This window comes from Streptomyces bullii, assembly GCF_042657145.1.
Classification (GTDB): Bacteria; Actinomycetota; Actinomycetes; order Streptomycetales; family Streptomycetaceae; genus Streptomyces; species Streptomyces bullii.
Genome location: NZ_JBHSNY010000012.1, coordinates 35,818 through 49,836 on the forward strand (window position 1 = coordinate 35,818; position 14,019 = coordinate 49,836).

General features: G+C 72.4%; 15 protein-coding genes. 11 read left to right on the forward strand and 4 right to left on the reverse strand.

Annotation, left to right across the window (positions count from 1 at the left end; genetic code table 11):
- Positions 1-47 precede the first annotated feature (47 nt).
- The gene (locus ACFPZJ_RS30810; RefSeq protein WP_381028450.1) at positions 48-824 is read right to left on the reverse strand and encodes an SDR family NAD(P)-dependent oxidoreductase; all 777 of its coding nucleotides are present in this window, start codon (positions 822-824) and stop codon (positions 48-50) included.
- 159 nt (positions 825-983) lie between these two features.
- On the opposite strand from ACFPZJ_RS30810, the gene ACFPZJ_RS30815 reads away from it, so the two are divergent.
- Positions 984-1,418, forward strand: coding sequence for an ester cyclase (locus ACFPZJ_RS30815; protein WP_381028453.1), 435 nt, complete (start codon positions 984-986; stop codon positions 1,416-1,418).
- A gap of 17 nt (positions 1,419-1,435) precedes the next feature.
- On the opposite strand, the gene ACFPZJ_RS30820 is transcribed toward ACFPZJ_RS30815, so the two are convergent.
- Positions 1,436-1,774 carry a YnfA family protein gene (locus tag ACFPZJ_RS30820; protein WP_381028456.1) on the reverse strand — a complete coding sequence of 113 codons (339 nt, stop codon included), beginning with the start codon at positions 1,772-1,774 and terminating at the stop codon, positions 1,436-1,438.
- Positions 1,775-1,976: 202 nt separating this feature from the next.
- On the opposite strand from ACFPZJ_RS30820, the gene ACFPZJ_RS30825 reads away from it, so the two are divergent.
- The 5 genes from ACFPZJ_RS30825 to ACFPZJ_RS30845 all read left to right on the forward strand — a co-directional run bounded on the left by ACFPZJ_RS30825 (position 1,977) and on the right by ACFPZJ_RS30845 (position 6,664).
- Positions 1,977-2,447 carry a hypothetical protein gene (locus ACFPZJ_RS30825; RefSeq protein ID WP_381028459.1) on the forward strand — a complete coding sequence of 157 codons (471 nt, stop codon included), beginning with the start codon at positions 1,977-1,979 and terminating at the stop codon, positions 2,445-2,447.
- A gap of 136 nt (positions 2,448-2,583) precedes the next feature.
- Positions 2,584-3,057 (forward strand): MarR family winged helix-turn-helix transcriptional regulator, encoded by a 474-nt coding sequence (locus tag ACFPZJ_RS30830; RefSeq protein ID WP_381028461.1) that lies wholly within the window; start codon positions 2,584-2,586, stop codon positions 3,055-3,057.
- Between the two features lie 281 nt (positions 3,058-3,338).
- Entirely contained in the window at positions 3,339-4,409 is a 1,071-nt protein-coding gene (locus ACFPZJ_RS30835) for an LLM class flavin-dependent oxidoreductase (protein WP_381028464.1), read from the forward strand.
- A gap of 116 nt (positions 4,410-4,525) precedes the next feature.
- A complete protein-coding gene (locus ACFPZJ_RS30840) occupies positions 4,526-5,242 on the forward strand; it encodes a response regulator transcription factor (RefSeq protein WP_381028467.1) in 717 nt (238 codons plus the stop codon).
- Positions 5,243-6,664 carry a HAMP domain-containing sensor histidine kinase gene (locus ACFPZJ_RS30845; protein WP_381028470.1) on the forward strand — a complete coding sequence of 474 codons (1,422 nt, stop codon included), beginning with the start codon at positions 5,243-5,245 and terminating at the stop codon, positions 6,662-6,664.
- 78 nt (positions 6,665-6,742) lie between these two features.
- Here the strand turns inward: ACFPZJ_RS30845 and ACFPZJ_RS30850 are convergent, their stop codons facing one another.
- Positions 6,743-7,129 (reverse strand): ArsR/SmtB family transcription factor, encoded by a 387-nt coding sequence (locus tag ACFPZJ_RS30850; RefSeq protein WP_381028473.1) that lies wholly within the window; start codon positions 7,127-7,129, stop codon positions 6,743-6,745.
- A 146-nt stretch (positions 7,130-7,275) separates the two neighbouring features.
- On the opposite strand from ACFPZJ_RS30850, the gene ACFPZJ_RS30855 reads away from it, so the two are divergent.
- A complete protein-coding gene (locus ACFPZJ_RS30855; protein ID WP_381028980.1) occupies positions 7,276-8,652 on the forward strand; it encodes an NAD(P)-binding domain-containing protein in 1,377 nt (458 codons plus the stop codon).
- A 35-nt stretch (positions 8,653-8,687) separates the two neighbouring features.
- Positions 8,688-9,158 carry an ArsI/CadI family heavy metal resistance metalloenzyme gene (locus tag ACFPZJ_RS30860; protein ID WP_381028476.1) on the forward strand — a complete coding sequence of 157 codons (471 nt, stop codon included), beginning with the start codon at positions 8,688-8,690 and terminating at the stop codon, positions 9,156-9,158.
- 311 nt (positions 9,159-9,469) lie between these two features.
- Here ACFPZJ_RS30860 and ACFPZJ_RS30865 read toward each other — a convergent pair whose 3' ends face one another.
- On the reverse strand, positions 9,470-10,108 hold the full coding sequence (locus ACFPZJ_RS30865) for a hypothetical protein (protein ID WP_381028479.1): 639 nt from the start codon (positions 10,106-10,108) through the stop codon (positions 9,470-9,472).
- A gap of 359 nt (positions 10,109-10,467) precedes the next feature.
- Between ACFPZJ_RS30865 and hemL the strand changes: the two genes are divergently transcribed.
- The 3 genes from hemL to ACFPZJ_RS30880 all read left to right on the forward strand — a co-directional run bounded on the left by hemL (position 10,468) and on the right by ACFPZJ_RS30880 (position 13,958).
- The gene (hemL, locus tag ACFPZJ_RS30870) at positions 10,468-11,784 is read left to right on the forward strand and encodes a glutamate-1-semialdehyde 2,1-aminomutase (protein ID WP_381028481.1); all 1,317 of its coding nucleotides are present in this window, start codon (positions 10,468-10,470) and stop codon (positions 11,782-11,784) included.
- Positions 11,781-12,470: a histidine phosphatase family protein gene (locus ACFPZJ_RS30875; protein ID WP_381028484.1), complete on the forward strand. Its 690-nt coding sequence runs from the start codon at positions 11,781-11,783 to the stop codon at positions 12,468-12,470. Before hemL ends, ACFPZJ_RS30875 begins: the two co-directional genes overlap by 4 nt.
- A gap of 168 nt (positions 12,471-12,638) precedes the next feature.
- A complete protein-coding gene (locus tag ACFPZJ_RS30880; protein ID WP_381028487.1) occupies positions 12,639-13,958 on the forward strand; it encodes a polysaccharide deacetylase family protein in 1,320 nt (439 codons plus the stop codon).
- The last annotated feature ends 61 nt before the right edge of the window (positions 13,959-14,019 follow it).

Here is a 14,019-nt window from a genome sequence, read left to right on the forward strand (position 1 = left end):
GCGTCGGCCGCGCGCCGAGCTCGCGGTCCGTGCGGGCTCGTCCGGCATCACAGGTCGCGGTGGACCTTGGTGTTGGACGCCTGGGCGCGGGGACGGACGACGAGGAGGTCGACGTTGACGTGGCTGGGGCGGGTGACCGCCCAGGTGATGGTGTCGGCGACGTCGTCGGCGGTCAGGGGCTCGGAGACGCCCTCGTAGACCTTGGCCGCCTTCTCCGTGTCCCCGCCGAAGCGGGTGAGGGCGAACTCGTCCGTCCTGACCATGCCGGGCGCGATCTCGATGACGCGGACCGGCCGGCCGACGATCTCCAGGCGGAGCGTCTCGGCGAGGACGTGGGCGCCGTGCTTGGCGGCGACGTAGCCCGCGCCGCCCTCGTACGTGCCGTGACCCGCGGTCGAGGAGACCACGACCACCGTGCCGTCGCCGCTCGCGATCAGCTTGGGCAGCAGGGCCTGGGTGAGGTTCAGCGTGCCGATGACGTTGGTCTCGTACATCCGGCGCCAGTCCGCCGGGTCGCCGGTGGCGACCGGGTCGGCGCCCAGGGCGCCACCCGCGTTGTTGACGAGGACGCCGATCGTCTGGAACGCGGTGGCGAACTCGTCGACCGCCGCGCGGTCGGTGACGTCGAGCGGGTACGAAGTGGCCTGTCCGCCCGCCTCGTTGATCTCCTCCGCCAGGGCCTCGATGCGGTCCTTGCGGCGGGCGGTGAGGACGACGCGGTAACCGGCCGCGGCGAGTTGCCGGGCCGTGGCGGCGCCGATTCCGCTGCTCGCACCGGTGACGACGGCGATGCGGGAGGCGGCGGAGGGTGCGGCGGTGGCCATGGGCTGCTCCTCGGAAGGGCTCGTACGGTCGGCTGCCGTCCAGCGTAGGTGACCGGCCGCGGGCGTCCGGGGGCCCTGTAGCCGGGGCCCCTGGGGCGGCCCGCCGGGGCCCGCGGTGGGAGAATGAGGTGGGTGATCCTCCGGACCGGGAGGTGGACCATGGGACAGGCGCGTGAGGTGATGGACCGGCTCACCGAGGCGGTCACCGCCGAGCCGGACCTCAAGGCTCTCGCAGAGCTGTTCGCCGAGGACGCGGTCGCCGTCACGCCCGACGGCGGAGAGATCCACGGGCGCGACCACATCGTCGAGTGGTGGCGGCAGACGACGGAGGCGATTCCGGAGGCCACGTTCGAACCGCTGCACCAGTTCGAGGCCGGCGACACCGCCATCGACGAGGGGTTCTTCAGCGGCCGGAACACCGGGCCGCTGCAGATGCCGTCCGGGGAGTCGCTGCCGGCGACGCAGAGGGAGATCAGGATCCGCGGGGTGGACCTGGCGACCGTGCGGGACGGCCGGATCGTCAGCTACCGGCTCTACTTCGACCAGATGGACTTCCTCGGGCAGCTCGGGCTGCTGCCCGACGTGCCGCCCTGACAGCGCGGCACGACGTCTCAGCCGCCGTTGCGCGGCGCCCACATGATCAGCGCCATGCCGGCGAGGCAGACCAGCGCCCCGGCCACGTCCCAGCGGTCGGGGCGGTAGCCGTCCGCCACCACGCCCCACAGGATCGAGCCGGCGACGAAGATCCCGCCGTACGCGGCGAGGACTCGGCCGAAGTGGGCGTCGGGCTGGAAGGTGGCGACGAAGCCGTACGCGCCCAGGGCGAGGACGCCGCCGGCGGCCCAGAGCCAGCCGCGGTGTTCGCGTACGCCCTGCCAGACCAGCCAGGCGCCGCCGATCTCGAAGAGCGCGGCGACGGCGAACAGGGCGGCGGAGCGGAGGATCAGCATGCCGGCAGCTTCGCACGGCGCCGCACGGCCTTAGAGGCGCCCTGACCGGGCCCGGTCCGGCAGGCGGCCCGGGCCCGGACGTCACCTGCCGGACGTCACCTGCCGGACGTCACCTGCCGGACGTCACCTGTTGGAGGGCGCCTGGGGTTCGGGCGGCGTGGGATACATGCCTACGACCTCGGTGGAGTGAGGAGTGGGCGGTATGCGCAGGGTGCGAGGGCTCGCCGTGTGGGCCGCGGTCGCGCTGACGGCCGGCGGGGCGGCTCCGGCCGTGGGGGCCGGCGGCGGACCGGAGGCGGATCTGGCCTATCACGGGTCCGCGGTCCTGACCGGGGGCCTGGTCGACGTGCGGCTCACACCGCGCAACCACGGGCCGTCCGCGGTGCCGGACGCGACGGTGCGGCTGCGCTGGTCGGCGCCGCTGGAGAACCGGGCGGAGCTGCCGCAGGGGTGTGCGCGCTCGGGCCGGCAGGGGGTCCTGTGCCGGACGGGGCCGCTGGCGGCGGACGGGGTGGGGGAGCGGATCGATCTGCGGGTGCGGCTGCGGGGCGCGCCCGGGGAGGTGCTGCTGGAGCTCGACACGGTGTGGGGCGGCGGTGCGGTGGACCGCGACCGGCGAAACGACCGGCAGCGGGTGCTCGTGCTGGACACAGGGGACCCGTACCACTTCTGACGGCTGTCGCCCCGACGGGCTGTCGGCGGCTGTCGGCCTCACGGCCTCTGTCGGCCCCGTCGCCGGGGCGGCGGTGCGTGGTGCCGGGTCGTGTGCGTCCTACGATCCCTGCACGGTGCAGAGGAAGGTGGACGGTATGGAAGGCACGGCACGGGAGCGGCTGCTGGACGAGCTGTCCACCGTCTCCCGCCGCTACATGGCGGCGTACGCCCTGTTCAACCAGGCCGTCGCCGACCGCCTCGGCCTGCATCCGACCGATCTGCAGTGCCTGAACCTGCTCACACTGGAGGGCGGGCCGGTGACCACGGGCCGGGTCGCCGAGCTGACCGGGCTGACGACCGGGTCGGCGACGCGGCTGGTGGACCGGCTGGAGCGCGCCGGGTACGTCGTCCGGGAGCGGGACGTGGCCGACCGGCGCAGGGTGCTGGTGGCGACGGTGCCGGAGCGGATCGCCGAGTTCGGGCGGGTCTGGGACCGGCTGAGCGGCGGCTGGGTGGCGCTCTTCGACGACCTGGACGACTCCCAACTCGCCCTGTTCATCGACCACATGAGGCGTACGGCGGAGTTCAGCGCCGGTCAGGTGGCACGGCTGCGGGCCGGGGAGGTCTGACCGGGCCGGGCGTTGATCGCCGGGTGTCGCGTTCTCGGCGTCGTCGCGCTCGCGTGCCTGGTGCACCTCCTCGTCACGGGCTCCGCCCAGTCCTCCACCGCGCTGGGCGGCAGGCGGACGGGGCCGTCGCCGGGCGCGCTGAGGGTCATGCGGTGCGCGTCCCGCGATGGCTGCGTCACGCAGGTGCGTCTCCCCGGAGCGCGGGAGGCGAGGTCAACTGGATGTGAGGAGGGGCGCCTGGCATGGTTTAACCATCAACAAACGGGAGGGCGGGAGCGGGCATGCAGTTCGGGATCTTCAGCGTCGGTGACGTCACACCGGACCCCACCACGGGGCGGACACCGACCGAACGCGAGCGCATCAAGGCCATGGTCGCCATCGCGTTCAAGGCCGAGGAGGTGGGGCTCGACGTCTTCGCGACCGGCGAGCACCACAACCCGCCCTTCGTGCCGTCGTCCCCGACGACGATGCTCGGCTACATAGCGGCCCGCACCGAGCGGCTGATCCTCTCCACCGCCACGACCCTCATCACCACCAACGACCCGGTGAAGATCGCCGAGGACTTCGCGATGCTCCAGCACCTGGCCGACGGCCGGGTGGACCTCATGCTGGGCCGCGGCAACACCGCCCCCGTCTACCCCTGGTTCGGCCAGGACATCCGCCAGGGCATCCCGCTCGCGATCGAGAACTACGCCCTCCTGCACCGGCTGTGGCGCGAGGAGGCCGTCGACTGGGAAGGCAGGTTCCGTACGCCCCTGGAGGGCTTCACCGCCACGCCCCGCCCGCTGGACGGCGTACCGCCGTTCGTCTGGCACGGCTCGATCCGCTCACCGGAGATCGCCGAGCAGGCGGCGTACTACGGCGACGGCTTCTTCCACAACAACATCTTCTGGCCCGCCGAACACACCCGGCGCATGGTCGAGCTGTACCGCGCCCGGTACGCGCACCACGGCCACGGAACGCCCGAGCAGGCGATCGTCGGCCTCGGCGGGCACGTCTTCATGCGGAAGAACTCCCAGGACGCCGTCCGCGAGTTCCGGCCCTACTTCGACGTCGCGCCGGTGTACGGACACGGCCCGTCACTGGAGGAGTTCACGGCCCAGACGCCGCTGACCGTCGGCTCACCGCAGCAGGTCGTCGAGAAGACGCTGACCTTCCGCGAGTACGCCGGCGACTACCAGCGGCAGCTCTTCCTGATCGACCACGCCGGGCTGCCGCTGAAGACCGTCCTGGAACAGATCGACCTGCTCGGCGAGGAGGTCGTCCCCGTGCTGCGCAAGGAGTTCGCCGCCGTCCGCCCGGCCGGCGTGCCGGACGCCCCGACCCACGCGGGCCTGCTGGCGGCCCGGTGAGAAGACGGTAGGGGCTCGCTCCCGGTTGCGTCGCGGCAGGTGAGAGGCCAGTAAGAAGGACGGCCCCGGGCCCCTCGGCGCGTCCCGCGACCGGCGGATCTTGGCACTATGGACGCGTGCCCCACACTGTGCTGCTCGCCGAAGACGACCGCGCCATCCGCCACGCCCTGGAGCGCGCCCTGACCCTGGAGGGCTACCAGGTCACGGCGGTCGCCGACGGTGTCGAGGCGCTGGCGACGGCCCACCGGAACCGTCCGGACGTCCTGGTCCTGGACGTGATGATGCCCGGCATCGACGGGCTGCAGGTGTGCCGGGTGCTGCGCGCCGAGGGCGACCGCACGCCCATCCTGATGCTGACGGCGCTGGTGGAGACCGCCGACCGCATCGCCGGCCTGGACGCGGGCGCCGACGACTACGTCGTCAAACCCTTCGACGTCGAGGAGGTCTTCGCCCGGCTGCGCGCCCTGCTGCGCCGCACCAGCCCGGTGCCCGTGGGCGCCGCCGCGGCGGAGGCGCCGAAGCCGGCGCCGGAGCGGTTCATCGAGGCGGCCGGGATCCGCATGGACCCGCAGGCCCGCCGCGCCTGGCGCGGCGCCCGCGAGCTGGAGCTGACCCGTACCGAGTTCGAGCTGCTGGAGCTGCTGGTCCGCAACACCGGCATCGTCCTCGACCACTCCACGATCTACGACCGCATCTGGGGCTACGACTTCGGACCCGGCTCCAAGAACCTCGCCGTCTACGTCGGCTACCTGCGCCGCAAGCTCGACGAGCCGGACGCCCCGCAGCTGATCCACACGGTGCGCGGCGTGGGTTACGTGCTGCGGGAGGACTGAGTGGCTCCGGGCCGCCTCGGGCGGCTGACGGCGCGGCGGCGGCCCCACCTGGTGTCGCTGCGGACCACGTTCGCCGTGTCGTTCGCGGCGGTGACGGCGGCCGTCACCGTCCTCGTCGGCATCCTGTCGTACGGGGCCGCGGCCCGGCTGGTGCGCGTCGACCAGCAGTCGGTGTTCAACGAGGTGGTGCAGGACCTGCGCAACGAGGTCCGGGAGAACCGTATGACGCCCGGCGACTTCTCCTCCTCCGCGCCCGGCCACGACCTCGTACGGCCCGCCCGCACCGACGTCCAGGTGCTCGGCCCGGACGGCGGGATCCTCGACCCGGGCAGCCCCGGGCTGCCGGTCACGGACGCGGACCGCACGGTGGCGGGCGCCGCCGTCGCCGGGCGCGTCGCCGAGCACAAGGACGTCGACGTCGGCGACGACGTCTACCGCGTGGCGACCGTCGCGCTCGGCGGCGGCCGCGGTGCCGTGCAGGTCGCGCAGGAGTTCAGCGACACCGAGGACCTGCTGCGGGCCCTCCAGCGGTGGACGCTGCTCCTGATGATCGCCGTCGTGACCGCCGCCGGCCTGTTCGGCTGGTGGCTGGCCCGGCGCATCACCCGCCGCCTGATCCTGCTGACCACGGCGGCGGAGGACGTGGCCCGCACCCGTCGGCTCGGCATCCAGGTGCCCGTCGCCGGCCACGACGAGGTGGGGCGCCTCGGCCGCGCCTTCGACCGCATGCTGGGCCGGCTCGCCCAGTCCGAGGAGGACCAGCGCCGCCTGGTCCAGGACGCCGGCCACGAGCTGCGCACGCCGCTGACCTCGCTCCGTACGAACATCTCCCTGTTGCGGCGCATCGACGAACTCCCGCCCGGGACCCGTGAGGAACTCGTCGCGGACCTGGGCCAGGAGGCCCGTGAGCTCACCGACCTCGTCAACGAGCTCGTCGACCTCGCGGCCGGGCAGTCCGACACCGAACCGCCGCAGCGGGTCGATCTCGCCGACATCGCCGAGGACGTGGCCGGTCTCGCCCGGCGCCGCAGCGGCCGGCGGATCACGGTCCGCGCGAGCGGGGACACCACGACGGACGGGCGGCCGGGCATGCTGACGCGGGCGGTCTCCAACCTCGTCGAGAACGCGGTGAAGTTCGACCGTGACGGCTCGGCACCGATCGAGATCACCGTCACCGGTCCGGCCCGGCCCGGCACCATCCGCGTCGAGGTCCTCGACCGCGGCCCGGGCATCGCCGACGACGACCTGCTCCGCGTCTTCGACCGCTTCTACCGCGCCGCCGACGCCCGTTCCCTGCCCGGGTCCGGGCTGGGTCTGTCCATCGTCCGGGAGGTGGCCCTGGCACACGGCGGAGCACCGTTCGCGCTCCGGCGGGACGGGGGCGGGGCGGTGATCGGGTTCACGGTGGGGGGCGGGGCGTGAGGCCCGCGGACCGTTGATCCCCGCCACCCGGCGACCCGGCGGCGTACGACGAGCGGGATCACGCCTCCCGCGGGGCGTTCACGCCCCGGCCGGCGCGGTGGCCAGCAGTTTGCCCATCGCCGCCAGCACGGAGGGCTCGACCCGGTAGTACACCCAGGTGCCGCGCCGCTCGGAGGTGAGCAGGCCCGCGTCCTTGAGCTTCTTCAGGTGGTGGGAGACGGTCGGCTGGGAGACGCCGACGTCGGAGATGTCGCACACGCACGCCTCCCCGCCCTCGTGCGAGGCGACCGCGGAGAACAGCCGCAGTCGCACCGGGTCGCCGAGCGCCTTGAACATCCGCGCGGCCGTCTCCGCCTCCTCCGCGGTGAACGGGCGCTCCGTGAGCGGCGGACAGCACGGCACGACGGCCCCGGAGGCCTCGGATGCCTCGGGTTCGAGCAGCGGCAGCACCTTCGTGTTCGACATGCATCTATGTTGACATACGTCGAAGTAAATGGGGGAGGTGAACGCTTGGATTCGACAGGTGTCTATGTTGACGTACGTCAAATCAGGTGCCATGCTGGCCGCACAAGACATCGACAAATGTCGAAGCAAAGGGGAATCCCGTGGCTGTGTCCACCAGCAGCGTGCCGACCACCGACCAGCTGCCCGTCGTGGTCGTCGGAGCGGGCCCGGTCGGCCTGGCCGCCGCCGCCCACCTCGTCGAGCGCGGCCTGGAACCGCTGGTTGTGGAGGCCGGCCCTTCCGCCGCCACCGCCGTACGCGAGTGGGCGCATGTGCGGCTGTTCTCCCCGTGGGCCGAGATCACCGACCCGGCCGCCGAGAAGCTGCTCGCCCCCACCGGCTGGGTCCGCCCCGACGGCACCGCCTACCCGACCGGCGGCGACTGGGTCGAGCGGTACCTCCAGCCGCTCGCCGACGTCCTCGGCGACAAAATCCGCTATGGCTCCACCGTGACCGGCGTCGCCCGCGCGGGCCGCGACCGCATCGTCGACGCCGACCGCGACGAACAGCCCTTCACCGTCCACGTGCTGCGCGCGGACGGACACGAGGAGCGGATCACCGCCCGTGCCGTCATCGACGCCTCCGGCACCTGGTCCACGCCCGGGCCGATGGGCGCGAACGGCTTGCCCGCCATCGGCGAGAGGACGGTCGCCGACCGCGTCACCTACCGCGTCCCGGACTTCGACGACCCGGCCGTCCGGGCCCGTTACGCGGGCAGGCGCACCGCGGTCGTCGGATCGGGCGCGTCCGCCTTCACCGCGCTGGCGTCCCTGGCCGACCTGGCCGAGGCGGAGCCCGGCACGCACGTGACGTGGATCCTGCGCCGGGGGATCGGCGCGCACACCTTCGGCGGCGGTGAGGCCGACCAACTGCCCGCCCGCGGCGCCCTCGGCCTGCGCGCCAAGGCGGCGGTCGAGGCCGGCCACGCCGACGCGATCACCGGCTTCCGCACCCAGCGGGCGGAACGCGACGGCGACCGGGTCGTCCTGGTCGCCGAGGACGGCCGCCGTCTGGACCCGGTCGACGAGATCATCGTGCTCACCGGCTTCCGCCCCGACCTGAGCTTCCTCTCCGAGGTCCGCCTCGGCCTCGACGACCGCCTCCAGGCCCCCACGGCGCTCGCCCCGCTCATCGACCCCAACGTCCATTCCTGCGGCACCGTCTACCCGCACGGCGTGAACGAGCTCTCCCACCCGGAGAAGGACGTCTACCTGGTCGGCATGAAGTCCTACGGCCGCGCGCCCACGTTCCTCGCCCTGACCGGCTACGAGCAGGTCCGCTCCGTCACCGCCGCGATCGCCGGCGACCGCGAGGCGGCCGAGCGCGTCGAACTGACCCTGCCCGAGACGGGCGTCTGCGGCGGCGCGGGCCTGTACGACGACCCGAACGTCGCCCAGGGCACCGAAGGCGGCGGCTGCTGCGGCGCCCCCACCACCCTCCAGATCGGCACCGGCGCCCCGGCCGCCTCCTCCGGCGGCTGCTGACCGGCCCATCCACCCCGCCCACCAGGAGGTACGCCATGTCCCGCGTACAGCTCGCCCTGCGCGTCCCCGACCTCGACGCGTCCGTCGCCTTCTACAGCAAGCTGTTCGGCACCGAGCCCGCCAAACTCCGCGACGGCTACGCCAACTTCGCCCTCACCGAACCCCCGCTCAAGCTCGTCCTGATCGAGGGCACGGCGGAAGAGGCCACCCGCCTGGACCATCTCGGCGTCGAGGTCGAGTCGACCGAGACCGTCCAGGCCGCGACCGCCCGCCTGAGCGAGGCCGGCCTGGCCACCACCGAGGAGAACGACACCACCTGCTGCTACGCCCTCCAGGACAAGGTGTGGGTCCACGGCCCCGGCCGGGAGCCCTGGGAGGTGTACGTCGTCAAGGCCGACGCCCACACGCTCGCCAGGCAGCAGGACAGCACCTGCTGCACCGACCCGGCCACCACCGCCACCGCCACCGCCACCAAGGAACCCGCCACGGCGGGCGGTTGCTGCTGATCCCCTGCGGGGAGCCGCACCGCCGGGGCCGCGACCGGAACGGGGGACCGGTCGCGGCCACCGGGCTCACACGCGCGGCAGCGCCTTCACGGCGCGGCGTTCGTCCAGAGCCCTGTACGCGGAGACGCCCACGCAGCCGACGTACCCGCCGGGGCGGGTGTCACCGATGGCCCGCGGCATCGACCGCCGCGTGCCGACCGCCTCCCCCGACCGAGTGCGTGAACCCGCCGTGGCGGGCACGTGGCCCAGGCCCACCGGTCAGCTCTCCCGCGCGGATACGGAAGCCCGCTCGACCCTGGGGAAACGCCGACTCAGGGCCACACCAGGCAGTACGGCTGATGCCCCGCCTCATGCAGCCGATGGCTGAAGTCCTGCCACTCGTGCAGCAGCTGGTACACGTTGAACGCGTCCCGCGGCCCCCCGCGGTCCGGGACCGTCGACCAGATGAACGCCGCCGCGCCCACCGCCTCCTCGCCGATGCCGCGCAGGGGGTCGACGACCGTCATCGGGAGTTTCACGACCGCGTAGTCGGGGTGCAGGACGACCAGCTCCAGCGGGGGCACCTTGTGCAGGGGAACGCCCTCGATGCCCGTCAGCACCATGGCCGCCATGGTCTCCGGCTTGATCTTGGTGAACATGCCGTTCATGCCGAGCTCGTCGCCGCCGAGTTCCTCGGGGCGCATCGAGATCGGGACGCGGGCCGCCGTCGCGCCGTCGGGCGCGCCGAAGTACTTGTACGTCACCCCCACCCGACCACCATTCCTGCTCTCCGCCCGCAGACCGTCGCTCCGTCGGTCAATACGTCGGTCGAACCGCTCGGGTTCACTCGGTAGACCCTGTGACTGACGTGTCTCGTTCGTGTCCTCCGCGTCGCGCCGGTGCCTTCCCCGCCGGGCACGTCGAGGACCGAGGTCATCAGTCCCCTCGCCCAGTCCGCCACCGCGATGCATATCTCCACCCGACTGCTGTTCTAGGACGCGTGGTCCCCGCCGCGCAACCCGATCATCGTGTCAGTGACCTCCCCCGCGGCCGCTCGCCGAAACGTGCGGTGAAAACATCTGTCCGCGGGATCTTCGCAGCCGCTGACCACCGTGGGCCGTTCGAGCTGTGTGTATCAGGTCTCAGTTTCGCAGATGACGGCGGATCGGGGGGTGCTTCGCGGCCGGCGTCGCCCCTCACCGCCTCCTCGCCGCCCGTGCTGCGCCCCCGCACAGCGCCCCGCTGTCACCGCGTCCCCCTGGCCTACCCTGAACACGTCACTGGCAACCGGAGTCCGAGCAGTCGGAGAAGGTCGGAGAAGTCGCACGTCATGAGCGAACAGGCATATCCGTACGAAGCCCCAGCCTCGCAGGCTCTTTTCGACCGTGCGGCGGCCGTCACGCCCGGCGGCGTGAACTCCCCGGTGCGGGCCTTCCGCGCCGTGGGCGGCACACCCCGGTTCATGGTGTCCGGCTCCGGGCCGTACCTGACGGACGCCGACGGGCGCGAGTACGTCGACCTCGTCTGCTCCTGGGGGCCGATGATCCTCGGGCACGCGCACCCCGAGGTGATCGCCGCCGTGCAGGAGGCCGTGGCACGCGGTACGTCCTTCGGCACGCCCGGTGAGGGCGAGGTCGCGCTCGCCGAGGAGATGGTGGCCCGGATCGGGCCGCTGGACCAGGTGCGGCTGGTGTCCAGCGGGACCGAGGCGACCATGTCGGCGATCCGGCTCGCGCGCGGGTTCACCCAGCGCAGCAAGGTGATCAAGTTCGCCGGGTGTTACCACGGGCACGTCGACTCACTGCTCGCCTCGGCCGGCTCCGGCGTCGCGACCTTCGCGCTGCCCGACACCCCCGGCGTGACCGGCGCCCAGGCCGGCGACACGATCGTCCTGCCGTACAACGACCTCGACGCCGTGCACGCCGCCTTCGCCGCCCACCCCGGCGAGATCGCCTGTGTCATCACCGAGGCCTCGCCGGGCAACATGGGCGTGGTGCCGCCGCTGCCCGGGTTCAACCAGGGGCTCAAGGACGCCTGCCACGCGCACGGCGCCCTGTACATCTCCGACGAGGTCATGACCGGGTTCCGGACCAGCCGGGCCGGGTGGTACGGCGTCGACGGGGTCGCGCCCGACCTGATGACCTTCGGCAAGGTGGTGGGCGGTGGCTTCCCCGCCGCCGCCTTCGGGGGACGCGCGGACGTCATGGCGCACCTCGCCCCCGCCGGGCCCGTCTACCAGGCCGGCACCCTGTCCGGGAACCCGGTCGCCACCGCCGCCGGGCTCGCCCAGCTGCGGCTGCTCGACGACGCCGCGTACGAGAAGGTCGACGCCGTCTCGGCGCAGATCCAGGCGCTGGTCACCGAGGCGCTGACCAAGGAGGGCGTCGCGCACACCCTGCAGAACGCCTCCAACATGTTCTCCGTCTTCTTCACCGACCGACCGGTGCGCGACTACGAGGACGCCAAGGCGCAGGAGTCCTTCCGCTTCAACGCCTTCTTCCACTCGATGCTGGCCAGTGGCGTGTACCTGCCGCCGTCGTCCTTCGAGTCCTGGTTCGTCTCCACGGCGCACGACGAACGGGCCGTGCAGCGGATCGCCGACGCCCTCCCGGCGGCGGCCCGTGCCGCGGCGGAGGCCACCGCATGAGCGCCACGAACAGCGGCGACATCACCGTCGTCCACCTGATGCGGCACGGCGAGGTCGCCAACCCGGACGGGATCCTGTACGGGCGGCTGCCCGGCTACCACCTGTCCGAGCTGGGCCGCCGGATGGCCGACCGGGTCGCCGAGCACCTCGCCTCCCGTGACGTCACCTACGTCGTCGCCTCCCCGCTGGAGCGGGCACAGGAGACGGCCACGCCGATCGCCAAGGCGCACGGCCTGGACGTCGACACCGACGAGCGGCTCATCGAGGCCGACAACGTCTTCCAGGGCAAGACCTTCGGGGTGGGGGACGGCGCGCTGCGCAAGCCGGGCAACTGGAGGCACCTGACCAACCCGTTCCGGCCGTCCTGGGGTGAGCCGTACGTCGACCAGGTCGTGCGGATGATGAACGCGCTGAACTCGGCCAAGGACCGGGCGCGCGGGCACGAGGCGGTGCTGGTCAGCCACCAGCTGCCGATCTGGATCGTGCGCTCGTACGTCGAGCGGCGGCGGCTGTGGCACGACCCGCGCAAGCGGCAGTGCACGCTGGCGTCGCTGACGACCTTCACCTTCCAGGGCGACCGGATCGTGTCCGTCGGCTACACCGAACCGGCCCGCGACCTCGTCCCGGCCCACCTGCTCGCCGGTGCCCGGCCGGTGAAGGGGAAGGACAAGGCCTTCGGGGCGTAGAGCGGGGCCTGCGGCGCGGCGTGGAACGGCGCGTGCGGCGGGGCGGGAGCCGGCCCTATGACACCTTCGTGACATTTGTTGCGAAACATCTGCGACAGTGAGGAACCTCCCCGTTCGTCACGTCCTCTCACTGGGTGACCACCAGAGATCGTGACGAACGGGGATGCCATGCGCACTCTCACCCGCAGGGGAATGCTCGGGCTCGGCGCGGGCGCCGCGGCCGCCGTCTCACTGGCGGGCTGCGGCGGCCTCACGGGGTCAGATGACGCGAGCCACGCCTCGGGTTCCACCGGCTCCGGCGCGAAGCCCTCCGGCAGGCCGAAGCCCACCGCCCGCCCCCTCGGCGACGGCTCCACCGCCTACACCGGCAAGCAGCCCCACCAGCCGGACGAGCCCGTACCGCTGGAGCCGGGTCAGACCCCGCCGCAGTTCGTCGTCTTCTCCTGGGACGGTGCCGGTGAGGTGGGCAACGGGCTCTTCCCGCGCTTCCTGGACCTCGCCAAGGAGCACGGGGCGAGCATGACCTTCTTCCTCTCGGGGCTGTATCTGCTGCCCGAGTCGAAGAAGCGGCTCTACAACCCGCCGAACAATCCGCGCGGGGCCTCCGACATCGGCTACCTCACCGACGAGCACATCAAGGACACGCTGAAGAACGTCCGCCGTGCCTGGCTGGAGGGGCACGAGATCGGCACCCACTTCAACGGGCACTTCTGCGGCGAGACCCACGGCTCGGTCGCGCACTGGACGCCCGGGCAGTGGCGCAGCGAGATCGAGCAGGCCAAGTCCTTCGTGAAGCAGTGGCGCACCCACACCGGCTGGACCGATCTGCCGGCGCTGCCCTTCGACTACGACAAGGAACTCGTCGGCGGCCGTACGCCCTGCCTGCTCGGCCAGGACAACCTGTTGCCCACCGCCCGCGAGCTCGGCTGGCGCTACGACGCCTCCTCGCCCGGCGGCCGCCAGGTCTGGCCCGTGAAGCGGCAGGGCCTGTGGGATCTGCCGTTGCAGCAGATACCTTTCCCCGGCCGTCGTTTCGAGGTCCTGTCGATGGACTACAACATGCTCGCCAACCAGTCGATCAACTCGACCAAGGCGCCCGCCCACAACTACCCGGGCTGGCGGCAGCAGTCCGCCCAGGCGTACATCCAGGGCTTCAAACGAGCATACGAGACAAACCGCGCACCTTTCTTCGTCGGCAACCACTTCGAGCAGTGGAACGGCGGCATCTACATGGACGCCGTCGAGGAGGCCTTCCGGTACATCGCCCGGGAGAAGGAGAAGGGCGCTGACGTACGGCTCGTCTCCTTCCGGCAGTTCGTCGACTGGCTGGACGTGCAGAAGCCCGAGGTGCTCGCCGGGCTGCGCACCCTGGAGGTCGGGCAGCGGCCGGCCGGCGGCTGGAAGGAGTTCCTCAAGGACGCCAAGCGGTCCGAAGGGGCCGCCACAGGGGCCGAGGAGACCGCCGAGAGGGCCGGACAGGCCGCCTGAAATGCGGGTTTCCGCCCGCAAGGGGGGTGGGCGAGATCCCCAGAACGGACATGCGAAACTT